Consider the following 12,428-nt stretch of genomic DNA (forward strand, 5'->3'; position numbering starts at 1 on the left):
TCCTTTTTACAAAAAATAACGGGATAATCCCGTTATTCTTCATCTTTTCCTGGTGTATATAAAATGTGTAAACGACGTCCTTCGCCTTCACCTTCACTCTTAGTAGAAATATCATTCATTCCTGCCAATGCATTGTGAATTGCTTTTCTTTCATCGGCTGGCATTGGATCTAATACGGCATCTACTTTTGTACGACGTACATCTTTTGCGACACGTACCGCCATTTTACAAATCTTTTCGTATCTTTCTTCTTTATAACCATTCACATCAATTAAAAGTCCGATACGTTTTTTAAATGCTGCGCTTACTGCAGCTTTTACCAAACGATTAAATGCTTGTAAAGACTTACCTGCTTTACCAATCATAATCGCATTATTCTTTGTATTTACAGTAATACGATAGAATCCATGATCATTTTCAATTTCTACTGTTCCATCTAATTCTGCGTTATCAAAATATGTTTGAATATATGATTTAATGAAATCTTCAATATCTTTTGGGCAATATGCCTCAATTTCAATTGTTTTTCCAATTCCTAAAAAACCATTTTTTTCTTCTGTTACTTCATAATGAATTTCTTCTTTTGTACATCCTTTAGCACTGCTTGCAGCAGCTAAAGCTTCATCTAAAGTCTTTCCAGTAAATTTAGTGAATTCCATATGTTTTACCTACTTTTTGTTCATAACTTGGTGTAGAATCAATGATTGACATACACGAATTACACTTGATACTAACCAGTAAAATGACATCGCCATTGGCCATGAAATATACATAATACAAATCATAGCTGTCATGAAGTATATTGACATGTTCATACTATTAGCCATAGGATTCGTTTCTGGTTGTGCATATTTTTTAACTTTAACGTGATCTTTCTTATCTTGCCATTTCTTTAACCACTGAGGTAATTTCATTGAAATAATATAGAAGATAACCATCAATACATAAATAGCAATATATGCGATATCAAATGCTTTAAATCCATCAAGTGGAGTTCCTGCTAAAGAAATACCTATAAAGCTACCACTAACAACACTTACAGAACGCATTGTAGCATAATACATACCCATCATGATTGGTAATTGGATAAACGTAATCAACATTGAACCAAATGGATGAATATCATATTTTTGGTAAAGATTTTGCATTTCCTGAGCCATTTGCATTTTAGAACGCTCATCTGTTTTATCTTTATATTTATCTTGAATTTTTTGAATTTCAGGTTGAATTTCCTGCATTCTTTGTGTAGACATTTGTGATTTACGTGTAAATAAAAATACAAGCATCTGAATTAACAATGTTGTTAAAATAATACCTACACCGGCATCTGTTTTTGCTGAAATTAAGTTGATAATTTGTGCAATTGGCCAAACAATTAAACCTTCGAACCATCCTTTTGACATAGATTCTTTAAAAGTTGTTGGTTGAATTGTATATTGTCCATCTTTAATATTCTTTTTAATTTCTTTCTTTAATTCTTTATCAGAAATGTCTTTGTAATTGATTTGACTTGCATCAATTGTTGTTTCTTCACTTGCAATAATTTGGTCTGCTAATGTTTTTCCATCTCTACCTCTTGGATTTGCACAAGCCGTACATGTTAATAATACCAACATACATAGAAAGACCAATTTTGCTTTTTTCTGCAAAAATTGTTTCATTTTTTATTCCTCTACTTTTTCAAAAATCTTTTATTTATCCGATTTTGATTTTCTTTCATTTCATTTTTATTTTCTTCAAACGATTTATTTACATAGGCTGGTCGTACTATAATAATAAGATCATATCCCTCTTCAAAAGTAAAAATCTCATCAATAATACTGCGTAGCTGCCTTTTAACTTTATTTCGGCAAACCGCATTTCCTAATTTTTTACCAACACTGATTCCAATTCTTGCGTGATTTAATTTTCGTTTTTGAAAATAACAAACGAATGACGACGACTTAACAAATTGTCGATTCTGGATGATGGAAGAAAACTCATAGTTTTTTAATACACGAAACTCTTTTTTCATGTTATTTCCCTATCCAGACAAAAAAATCACCTAGCAGGTGATTTCTATGCGGATAAAACCTTTCTGCCTTTCGCTCTTCTTCTAGAAAGAACGTTACGTCCACCAACAGTTGCCATACGAGCACGGAAGCCATGAACTTTTTGGTGTTTTCTCTTACTTGGCTGATATGTTCTTTTCATCTTGATTACACCCCTCAGTCTTTTTCTTCTTCTAAATTTTCAAATAAGATTGCTCAAACATTATAAACATAAATTAAAATGATTGTCAATAAAATTATTATTACTTATGCTTACTTTTAAGTATTTCATACGCTTTTTGAGTTAAACGATACATAAATGGATAAACCGGTATATCAAATTCTCCTATCATTTCATTTATAGTTGGATTAAAGTTATCTTTAAATTTTGTCAATCCATCATCTAAAGATCCTTCTACACCACCCATATTACTCCATAAACATCCTCTATCAAATGCCCATTTAAAGTTTTCAACATATTCTTTATATTGAGGCATAAATTTTTTGAATCTTTCATCCATTCCTGCATACAACATTTCACAAGTATTTCCAAATTGAATACTTAAAATACCTGCAATCGCAATTTCTTTATCTTCTTGACCAAATTCATCAAAAATTTCTTTATATTCCTTTGTATCTTTATCTACACTTCGTAATTGATCTTCTAAACGATGCAATTTCTTTTTCGCATTTTCTGGTATTTCTGCAATTTCTTTTTCTAATTGCAATTTTTTTGTTTTTGCATCTTCATTTAATTTATATACATTACATGTAGCTAAGAATATAACGCCCCCTTCAGGATAATTTTCTAACAATGTCTTAAAATATTCTTTATCTCTTAACGCAACCCCTTTTCTTGACTCAGTTAGCTCAACCAAGCGACTAAATTCGTCTAATAATTCAACATTCCCATGAATAATTTGTACATTTCTTCGATCTGCATCTTTAATTAAACGTTTTGTGTGTTTTGGCAAAGTTTCTTCTACATTTTCACATGCATACACATTGGATTGAAAACGTGGTTGTACTGTATCTGCTATGCTCATCGTATATCCATGATGAATAGCTTTACAACTTTTAAATATATCTAAATATGTTTCTGTATCCTCATATCTATTTGTATTATATGATTTTGAATCATAATCATTCACGTGAATAGCTGGATCAAATTTAATGAAGATGCAATGATCTTTTTTTGCTACCTTTTTCAATTGGTCAAAATAATATTGAACAAGCTCTTTATCTTTATAATCCATAATAGGACCTCTAGGTAAATAATACATACAAAATGATAATGGCAATCTTTTTATCAAAACTAAACCGGTTGCAACTAATTCATTATTTTTATACACCCCTGTATAAAGATGATCCCAGTTATTTTTTACTTTTGCCCAGTTATAGCTTTGTAGTAAATTACAATATTCATGCTTTTCTACAAATCCATCAAATTCTTCTTGTTTTAAGTTTGTTCTAAATTCATACTGCATATTTTTTCTATCCTCCAAGATATTTTAAATATCATCCAATTATATTTAATCATTTTTTCCATGATTAATTAACTCATGTATTTTATATTATAGCATCTTCTTAATTTTTCCACATATCAATTGTATACATACATTTGGTAATATTCATTGTATATACTTATTTATCTATAAATGAGTATAAAGTGTCGAGTTATACAGTGAATAAAACCAAGCTTATTTTATACATTGTATAACTATGGAAAAGTCATCCATGGCCTTTATTTTACAACTATTTGATATGTATATAATATGAATATAACATGAGTTATCCCAATTTTATTTATTTTTTTTGCACATTTATCCACATTGGGATATTTTATATCCACAAATAATAAATGGGGATAAGTGTAAAAATCGTGTATAATAGTAATACTGCAAGGAGGTTTTACTATGTCTACCATGTCTTATGCATCGATATGGAATGAAACTTTACAAAAAATTCAAGAATCCAACTATTTTGATAGTCATACATTTAATTCATGGATATCTAAAACCACTCTATTTAAAATAGAGGATAATATAGCTTATGTAGCTTATCGTTCTACTATTACTTTTAGTATTTTAAAGAAGCAAAAGGAAAAAGAACTTTTTGAATCCACACTTAGTGAGGTTTGGGGCGATACATTAACAATTCAATTTATTCATCAAAAAGAAATGGAAAAGATGATGCCTGAGGAAGTTGTTAAACAAAGAACAAATGTTTTACTAGAAAACAAATTTAATCCTTCTTATACATTTGAAAACTTTGTTGAAGGAAATTCAAATGCTGAAGCTTATGCTGCATGCTTGGCTTGTTGTACACAAACGACTTCACATCTTTTTAATCCACTTATGTTATATGGTAATTCTGGCTTAGGTAAAACACATTTACTACATGCGATGGGAAATTATTTAGCTAAGGAACATCCAGAATGTAAAGTCATCTACATGTATAGTGGTGATTTAGTTTCCTTATTGATTGAGGCTATGAAAACAAAGAATATTCATGGCAATACAGTTGAAAGAGTAAAAGAACAGCTTTTAGATTGTGATTATTTTTTGATTGATGATATTCAAAACTTACAACAACACTCGAGTAGTCAAGAAATCTTTTTTACTGTGTATAACCAATTGATTCAAAAAAATACACAGATTATTATTACGAGTGATATGCATCCTAGTGAAATCAGTGGGCTTCAGTCTCGTTTAATTTCACGCTTTGTCTCCGGATTAACAATCAGTATTTCTAAACCAGAATTTGAAACAAGTAAAGCAATTTTAAAGAAAAAAATCGAGGGACGTGAAGAAAGTGTAAACATGAGTGAAGATGTTATTGATTATTTGGCTGGTAAATATTCAAATGACGTCAGAAATCTAGAAGGTACTTTAAATCGCTTAATTTTTAATGCAACTTTATTCAATCCAGATGTAATTGACATGGATTTTGCACGTAAAGTGCTTATTAAAGAGCCTATTGTATCGCAATCGGATGAATTAACGATTAAAAAGATTAAAAAAGCTGTTACTCGCTTCTATGGCCTTTCTTATAAAGATTTAGAGGGAAAATGTCGTCAAAAATTTATCGCAAATGCACGTCATATTTGTGTTTATTTATCCAGAGACTTGCTTCATAAATCTTATGTATCTATTGGTCAAGAATTAGGTGGTCGAGATCATACTACAATCTCTAGTTCTTATGAACGTGCAAAAAAACTAATTCAAAAAGATGAAGCTTTTAAAACAGCAGTCGAAAAAATACGTAGTACTTTAGATTCTTAATTTATACACTGTATTCCTCATGGAATCCACATACAAAAAAATAAAGGAAAATATGTATTTTAAAGGGTCTGTGCAATTTTTACACATTTATACAGGTCCTTATATTATAATTTATATATATATATTAATAAAAGGAGGATTTTATGCATTTTTTAATTGATCGAAAATATTTTTATGACAAACTATCTATAGTTTCTAGAGCTATTAGTGTTTTTTCTCCATTACCTGCATTATCAGGTATTTGTATAGATTTAAAAGATGGATCTATGATTTTAACTGGTAGTGATTCAAATATATCAATTCGCACAGTTATTGTACCTGGAGAATTAAATAATTTAGATATTGAAGAAGAAGGATCTATTATTATTGATTCTAAGTATTTATTAGAGATTGTTCGAAAATTAGATTGTAAAAACATTGAAATCGAAGTTATTGATTATTCTTTAGTTCGTATTTCAAGTGATAATGGTCAATTCAATTTAAATGGTATTCGTTCTAATGAATATCCTGATATTGACTTTACTCAGCCTAATCATCATTTTGTATTAAAGGCAACAGATTTAAAATCTATTGTTTCTCAAACTGCATTTGCGTGCAGTGATAAAGATCAACGTCCTGTTCTAACAGGTGTTAATTTCAATTCTCAAGGTAATATGTTGTATTGTTCTGGCACAGATTCTTATCGTTTAGCAAGAAAAACAATCGAATTAAATTCAAGCCAGGATTTTAATATCACTATTCCTAGTAAATCTTTAACTGAGGTTGTTCGTTCAGTTTCTGATGATGATACTATTGATATTTTTGCAGACTCTAAAAAAGCCCAATTTGTATTTGGTAAAACAATTATTCAAACTCGTTTAATTGATGGTACCTTCCCAGATGTACAAAGAATTATTCCAACGAGTTGTGTTTCTAAAATGTTGGTTGACTCATATGAAATTGCGGGTACGATTGATCGTACAAACTTTATTCGTAATGATAAAGTACATTTAATTAAATTAGAATGTTCTTCTGCAGAAACACATATTAAAACGTATTCTAGTGAAATTGGAAATTCAGATGAAGTATTGACAAAATGTGAATATGAAGGAGAAGAAATTTCATTAACATGTAATGGTACATATATGTTGGATGCAATCAAAGCATTGGGTTGCGAGAAAGTATTAATTGAATTTTCTGGATTTATGAAACCAATCAAGGTATCTAATCCAGAAGATGCTTCAGTTTTAATGATTTTAGTTCCAATTCGTAGTTATGATTAAAGAAAATGCCGTTTAAACTCGTTTTAAACGGTTTCTTTTTATATCGGTATATCTGTACGCATAGATATTTGTGTGGTTTTATGATATAATTTAAGTGCGAAAAGAGGTATTTTCATGGAATTTGAACTAAAGGATGAGTATATTACATTAGCACAATTGCTAAAAGCTTGTGATGTTGTCTATAGTGGCGGACAGGCCAAGGAATATTTAGCAAGCATGGAAGTATTAGTAAACGGCGAGAATGAGAATCGTCGTGGAAAAAAAATCTACCATGGGGATATTGTGGAAACTGATGGAATAAGGATAGAAGTGAAATGAATGTTGAAAAACTGACATGTTTTCATTTCCGTAATTATGAAACCATGTCTTTTTCTTTTACACCAAAATGCATTCATTTTTTATATGGAAAAAATGCACAAGGAAAGACAAACTTAATTGAAGCAATTTATTTTTTAAGCCATTTGCGTTCGTTTCGCACAAATCAAATGGATAGTATGATTATGCATGGATGCAATGAATTTTGTGTACAGGCAATAGTAGAATCTAACAACAGAAAAGAAGAATTAAAAGTTGTTGTAGATCATCAAAAAAAACATTTGTTTCGTTTTCAAAATTCGGTAAAAAAATATTCAGATTTTATTGGGATTGAAAATGCCATTTTGTTTTGTCCAGATGATTTGTCATTATTTACATCATCACCAAAAAATCGAAGACGATTTATTGATATGGAATTAATGAAACTATCAAAAACTTATACATCTACTTTATCTTCTTATCAAAAACTTTTAAAACAAAGAAATCAAGCTTTAAAACAAAATAAAGTAGATGAGTGCTTGATTCATATTTATTTGGATCAGATGATTGATGTTCAAAGTGTGATTATCAAACAAAGAAATGAATTTATACATTCTTTAATGAAAAAAGCGAGAGAATTGTATCCCTTTTTTTCAAATGAAAAAGAAGAAATTGAAGCAAAATATATGACTTTTATTTCTTTAGATGGAGATATGAAAGTTCATATGAAAGAAGCATATGAAAAAGCTTTTGAAAAAGAAAAAAAGTATCATCAAACATTAATTGGAATTCATAGGGATGATATTTTGTTTGAATTAAACGGAAAGCCTGTATGTGAAGTTGCAAGTCAGGGACAAAAAAGAAGTTTTGTTTTAGCATTAAAATTAGGGTTAGCTCAAATTATTTATGAAAAAAGTGGACAATATCCAATTTTATTATTGGATGATGTCTTTAGTGAATTAGATGATCTCAGAAAGCGACAATTAATTGAGAAGCTTCCAAGAGATATGCAGATTTTTATAACAACAACAGAACGATTGAATATGCATTGGAATCGTGAAGTACGATTCTATGATATAGAACAAGGGAGAATTAAGGAGGTCTACAAATGAGTCAGGATGAATTACAAAAAGAAATTCTTGAATTTGAAGAATTAGAATCACAAGCTACACAAGTAGAACATTCGTATACTGCGGATGATATTCAAGTGTTGGAAGGGTTAGAAGCGGTTCGTTTGAGACCAGGAATGTATATTGGTTCGACTTCGGCTCGTGGACTTCACCATTTGGTTTGGGAAATCGTAGATAATGGTATTGATGAGGCATTAGCTGGATTTGCGGACCGAATCGATGTAACAATTGAACCGGATAACATTATTGCGGTACGTGATAATGGTCGTGGTATGCCAGTTGGAATTCATGAAAAGACAGGAATCAGTGCAGTTGAAACCATTATGACAGTTTTACATGCTGGTGGTAAGTTTGGTGGAGGCGCATATAAGGTTTCTGGAGGTTTGCATGGTGTTGGTGCTAGTGTTGTTAATGCGTTGAGTGAATGGTTAGAGGTTACTGTATTTCAAGATGGTAAAATTTATTTTATTCGTTTTGAAAATGGTGGACATGCGGTTGAACCCTTAAAAGTCATTGGAGAAACAACAGAAACAGGAACTTTGGTTCGTTTTAAAGCAGATCCCCAGATTTTTAAAGATACAACTATTTATGATTATGAAACATTAAATTCTCGTTTGCGACAGCTTGCATTCTTAAATAAAGATATTCGTTTAACTTTAACAGATAAAAGAACTCCGGATGGTCAAAGTAATGACTATAAGTATGAGGGTGGAATTATTGAGTACGTTCAATTCTTAAATAAGAATAAGAGTACAATAAGCGATAAAGTTATTTATGTAGAAGGATTGCAAGATGGAATTCTTGCAGAAGTAGCCTTGCAATATAATGATGGATATCAATCAAGTATTTATTCATTCTGTAACAATATTCATACGCATGAAGGTGGATATCACGAAGACGGTTTTAGAATGGCTTTGACTCGTTGTATCAACACATATGCGAAAAACAATAATATGATCAAAAAGGATGAGACTTTATCTCAGGATGATGTTAAAGAAGGTTTAGTTGCGATTATTTCAGTGAAGCATCCAGATCCTCAATATGAAGGACAGACGAAGACAAAATTAGGAAATAGTGAAGTTCGTAAGATTGTTTCTAATATTGCGGGAGAACAAATCAATCGTTTCTTCTTAGAAAATCCAGATGTAGCTAAGGCTATTGTGGAAAAAGCTGAAATCGCAAGTAAGGCTAGAATTGCAGCTAAAAAGGCTCGTGAATTAACACGTCGTAAATCTGCGTTGGATGGTATTAGTTCTTTACCGGGAAAATTAACAGATTGCTCAAGTAAAGATGCAAGTGAATGCGAAATCTATATCGTCGAAGGTGATTCTGCCGGAGGCAGCGCGAAACAAGGTCGTGACGCGAAAACACAAGCTATTTTACCTTTGCGTGGTAAGATTTTAAATGTTGAAAAAGCTAGAACGCATCGTATTTTTGAAAACCAGGAAATTCGTAGTATGATCACTGCTTTTGGATGTGGCATTCAAGAAGATGTAGATGTATCAAAATTACGTTATCACAAGATTGTTATTATGACCGATGCCGATGTCGATGGTAGTCATATTTGTACATTGATGTTGACTTTCTTGTATCGTTTTATGAAGCCTGTTATTGAAGGTGGATATGTATATATTGCTCAACCGCCTTTATACAAGGTGCAAAAAGGTAAGAAGATTGCCTATGCATATAAGGAACAGGAAATGGATCAGTTGCGTGAAGAATTTAAAGATGGATATAAAGTTCAGCGTTATAAAGGTTTAGGTGAAATGGATGCAGAACAGTTGTGGGAAACAACTATGGATCCACATCATAGAGTATTGAAACGTGTCACAATTGATGATGCGATGGAAGCGGACAGTGTATTTGATATGTTAATGGGTGAGGATGTAGAGCCTCGTCGTGAATATATTCAGGAAAATGCTGTATACGCTAATTTGGATTACTAGTAGGAGGTCCTTATGGAAGAAGAAAATAAGCGATATGACTATGTAGAAGATGTTGAAATATCCAAAGAAATGCGTACAGCCTTTCTAGATTATTCAATGTCCGTTATTGTTTCACGTGCATTGCCAGATGTTCGTGATGGTATGAAACCTGTTCATCGTCGTATTTTACATGCGATGAATCAATTGGGAATTACTTCTGGTGTAGCACATAAGAAGAGTGCTCGTATTGTTGGTGAAGTTATTGGTAAGTATCACCCTCATGGTGATACGGCTGTATATGATGCGATGGTACGTATGGCCCAAGATTTCTCGTATCGATATCCACTAGTGGATGGACATGGAAACTTTGGTTCTCTAGATGGAGATGGAGCTGCGGCAATGCGTTATACGGAAGCTCGTATGTCTAAAATTTCTATGGAAATGATGCGAGATATTCAAAAGGATACGGTTGATTTTATTCCAAACTATGATGGTGAAGAAAATGAGCCGGTTGTGCTTCCTAGCCGTATTCCCAACTTATTAATCAATGGTGCTGTGGGTATTGCGGTTGGTATGGCAACAAATATTCCACCTCACAACTTATCAGAAACAATTCAAGCCATTTTTGCAGTAATGGATGATCCAGATATTACAGTTCCTCAATTGATGGAAGTAATTAAAGGACCAGATTTCCCTACTGGAGGCATCATTTTAGGCCGTAAAGGTATTCGTCAAGCATTTGAAACAGGTCGAGGATCAATTATGATTCGTTCGAAGTATCGTGTTGAAGAATTATCAAATGGAAAGAAACAAATCATTTTCTATGAAATTCCTTATCAAGTCAATAAGGCAAACTTAATTACTAAGATGGCTTCTTTGATTCGTGATAAAGCTATCCAAGGTGTTACTTATTTAAATGATGAAAGTAACCGTGAAGGTATACGTATTGTAATGGAGTTAAAGAAGGATGCACAGGAAGAAGTAATCTTAAATCAGTTGTTTAGATTAACACCACTTCAAACTTCATTTGGTATCAATATGTTGGCACTTGAAAATGGTCGTCCTAAACAATTGCCTTTAAAAGATATTATTCATGATTATATTGATCATCAGGTTGATGTAGTTGTAAGAAAAACACAGTTTGAGTTAAAGAAAGCACAAGATCGTGCACATATTTTAGAAGGTTTGCGTATTGCGATGGATCATATTGATGAAGTTATTCATATGATTCGTAGTTCTAAAAAGGATGAAGCAGGCTTATCTCAAGACTTATGTGATGCGTTTGGATTGAGTATGATTCAAGCTAAAGCTATCTTAGCTATGCAGTTAAGAAGATTATCTGGATTGGAACGAGATAAGATTGAAAATGAATATCAACAATTATTATTGACGATTGAAGATTTGAAGGATATCTTAGCAAATCATGATCGTGTTCTTCAAATCATTCGTGATGATCTAAATGAAATTGATCAGAAATATGGCGATGAGAGAAGAACTGAAATTAGTGATGCTTCTGTTGATATGGAAGATGAAGATTTAATCCCAGTAGAAGATGTGATTATCACATTAACAGAGTCAGGGTATATTAAGCGTCAGCTTGTAGATACATATCGTGCTCAGAATCGTGGTGGTCGTGGAATCAAATCATTAACGTTAAATGAAGAGGATTCTATTGATACAATGATTTCAATGTCGACACATGACTTCTTATTGTTGTTTACAGATAAAGGTCGTGTATATCGATTAAAAGGATACAATGTTCCTAGTGGATCTAGAACATCTAAGGGAATTCCAATTGTTAATTTAATGACTTTGGAAAAAGGTGAAAAAGTAAACGTTCTTGTTGCAGTTCCTAAAGATGATGAAAGTGAAACATTATTATTTGTTACAAAGAATGGTATTGTGAAACGTACATCCGTATCTGAATTTGAAAATATCAATCGTAATGGTAAGATTGCGATTAGTTTGAAACCAGATGATGAATTGCGTTTTGTGAAATTAACTACAGGACAAGATGAAGTAATCATTTCTGGATCAAATGGTAAAGCTGTTCGATTTAATGAAGATCAAGTTCGTATTATGGGACGTAGCGCAAGTGGTGTATTAGGATTCAATTGTGATGGCAGTGAAGTTGTAGGTGCTGCACTATCAAGTGAAGGAGATACAGTTCTTGTTGTTTCTGAAAATGGTTATGGTAAGCGTAGTAAGTTTGAAGACTATCGTTTGACTTCTCGTGGTAAAAAAGGTGTTAGTACAATTAATATCACAGAAAAGACTGGTAAGCTAATGTGTATGCGCGCTGTTACTGGTAAAGAAGATGCGATGATTGTTGCCAGTGATGGTATTATGATTCGTGTAGCTTTAGAGAATGTGGGTATCTATGGAAGAAATACACAAGGTGTAAGATTGATCAACTTAAATGGAGATGCGAAAGTAACGCGTATGACATTGGTAGATCATGAAGAGCCTGAAGTAGAATCCGAAGAAAATACAGAAGAATAAT

Annotated in this window: 11 protein-coding genes; 6 read left to right on the forward strand and 5 right to left on the reverse strand. The window is 32.0% G+C overall.

From position 1 onward, the window contains the following. Positions 1–32: 32 nt before the first annotated feature. The 5 genes from Q3907_RS01110 to Q3907_RS01130 all read right to left on the reverse strand — a co-directional run bounded on the left by Q3907_RS01110 (position 33) and on the right by Q3907_RS01130 (position 3,517). Positions 33–659 carry a R3H domain-containing nucleic acid-binding protein gene (locus tag Q3907_RS01110; protein WP_301896821.1) on the reverse strand — a complete coding sequence of 209 codons (627 nt, stop codon included), beginning with the start codon at positions 657–659 and terminating at the stop codon, positions 33–35. Positions 660–668: 9 nt separating this feature from the next. Next, entirely contained in the window at positions 669–1,661 is a 993-nt protein-coding gene (locus tag Q3907_RS01115) for a YidC/Oxa1 family membrane protein insertase (protein ID WP_301896822.1), read from the reverse strand. Positions 1,662–1,672: 11 nt separating this feature from the next. Continuing rightward, the gene (gene rnpA / locus Q3907_RS01120; RefSeq protein WP_295646453.1) at positions 1,673–2,014 is read right to left on the reverse strand and encodes a ribonuclease P protein component; all 342 of its coding nucleotides are present in this window, start codon (positions 2,012–2,014) and stop codon (positions 1,673–1,675) included. Between the two features lie 44 nt (positions 2,015–2,058). Next, positions 2,059–2,193, reverse strand: coding sequence for a 50S ribosomal protein L34 (gene rpmH / locus Q3907_RS01125; RefSeq protein WP_003865695.1), 135 nt, complete (start codon positions 2,191–2,193; stop codon positions 2,059–2,061). A 100-nt stretch (positions 2,194–2,293) separates the two neighbouring features. Continuing rightward, on the reverse strand, positions 2,294–3,517 hold the full coding sequence (locus tag Q3907_RS01130) for a peptidoglycan bridge formation glycyltransferase FemA/FemB family protein (protein WP_295563161.1): 1,224 nt from the start codon (positions 3,515–3,517) through the stop codon (positions 2,294–2,296). A 429-nt stretch (positions 3,518–3,946) separates the two neighbouring features. Between Q3907_RS01130 and dnaA the strand changes: the two genes are divergently transcribed. The 6 genes from dnaA (at position 3,947) to gyrA (ending at position 12,427) form a co-directional block, all read left to right on the forward strand. Further along, positions 3,947–5,314 (forward strand): chromosomal replication initiator protein DnaA, encoded by a 1,368-nt coding sequence (gene dnaA, locus Q3907_RS01135; RefSeq protein WP_295646456.1) that lies wholly within the window; start codon positions 3,947–3,949, stop codon positions 5,312–5,314. Positions 5,315–5,457: 143 nt separating this feature from the next. After that, positions 5,458–6,576, forward strand: a complete 1,119-nt coding sequence (gene dnaN / locus Q3907_RS01140; RefSeq protein WP_301896824.1) for a DNA polymerase III subunit beta — start codon at positions 5,458–5,460, stop codon at positions 6,574–6,576. A 114-nt stretch (positions 6,577–6,690) separates the two neighbouring features. After that, on the forward strand, positions 6,691–6,894 hold the full coding sequence (gene yaaA, locus Q3907_RS01145; protein WP_295561884.1) for a S4 domain-containing protein YaaA: 204 nt from the start codon (positions 6,691–6,693) through the stop codon (positions 6,892–6,894). Then, positions 6,891–7,982, forward strand: coding sequence for a DNA replication/repair protein RecF (gene recF, locus Q3907_RS01150; protein ID WP_301896829.1), 1,092 nt, complete (start codon positions 6,891–6,893; stop codon positions 7,980–7,982). The genes yaaA and recF overlap by 4 nt, the downstream gene beginning before the upstream one ends. Continuing rightward, positions 7,979–9,946, forward strand: coding sequence for a DNA topoisomerase (ATP-hydrolyzing) subunit B (gyrB, locus tag Q3907_RS01155; RefSeq protein ID WP_301896830.1), 1,968 nt, complete (start codon positions 7,979–7,981; stop codon positions 9,944–9,946). The genes recF and gyrB overlap by 4 nt, the downstream gene beginning before the upstream one ends. Before the next feature lie 12 nt (positions 9,947–9,958). Continuing rightward, positions 9,959–12,427 (forward strand): DNA gyrase subunit A, encoded by a 2,469-nt coding sequence (gyrA, locus tag Q3907_RS01160; RefSeq protein WP_301896832.1) that lies wholly within the window; start codon positions 9,959–9,961, stop codon positions 12,425–12,427. The last annotated feature ends 1 nt before the right edge of the window (position 12,428 follow it).

Source organism: uncultured Holdemanella sp., from assembly GCF_958348295.1.
GTDB lineage: Bacteria > Bacillota_I > Bacilli_A > Erysipelotrichales > Erysipelotrichaceae > Holdemanella.

What these genes read in the sequence shown, in the direction of transcription:
- gyrA (WP_301896832.1), top strand. Translation starts at nt 9,959, where the DNA reads ATGGAAGAAGAAAATAAGCGATATGACTATGTAGAAGATGTTGAAATA.
- Q3907_RS01110 (WP_301896821.1), bottom strand. Translation starts at nt 659, where the DNA reads ATGGAATTCACTAAATTTACTGGAAAGACTTTAGATGAAGCTTTAGCT.
- recF (WP_301896829.1), top strand. Translation starts at nt 6,891, where the DNA reads ATGAATGTTGAAAAACTGACATGTTTTCATTTCCGTAATTATGAAACC.
- dnaN (WP_301896824.1), top strand. Translation starts at nt 5,458, where the DNA reads ATGCATTTTTTAATTGATCGAAAATATTTTTATGACAAACTATCTATA.
- dnaA (WP_295646456.1), top strand. Translation starts at nt 3,947, where the DNA reads ATGTCTACCATGTCTTATGCATCGATATGGAATGAAACTTTACAAAAA.
- gyrB (WP_301896830.1), top strand. Translation starts at nt 7,979, where the DNA reads ATGAGTCAGGATGAATTACAAAAAGAAATTCTTGAATTTGAAGAATTA.
- Q3907_RS01115 (WP_301896822.1), bottom strand. Translation starts at nt 1,661, where the DNA reads ATGAAACAATTTTTGCAGAAAAAAGCAAAATTGGTCTTTCTATGTATG.
- rnpA (WP_295646453.1), bottom strand. Translation starts at nt 2,014, where the DNA reads ATGAAAAAAGAGTTTCGTGTATTAAAAAACTATGAGTTTTCTTCCATC.
- yaaA (WP_295561884.1), top strand. Translation starts at nt 6,691, where the DNA reads ATGGAATTTGAACTAAAGGATGAGTATATTACATTAGCACAATTGCTA.
- Q3907_RS01130 (WP_295563161.1), bottom strand. Translation starts at nt 3,517, where the DNA reads ATGCAGTATGAATTTAGAACAAACTTAAAACAAGAAGAATTTGATGGA.
- rpmH (WP_003865695.1), bottom strand. Translation starts at nt 2,193, where the DNA reads ATGAAAAGAACATATCAGCCAAGTAAGAGAAAACACCAAAAAGTTCAT.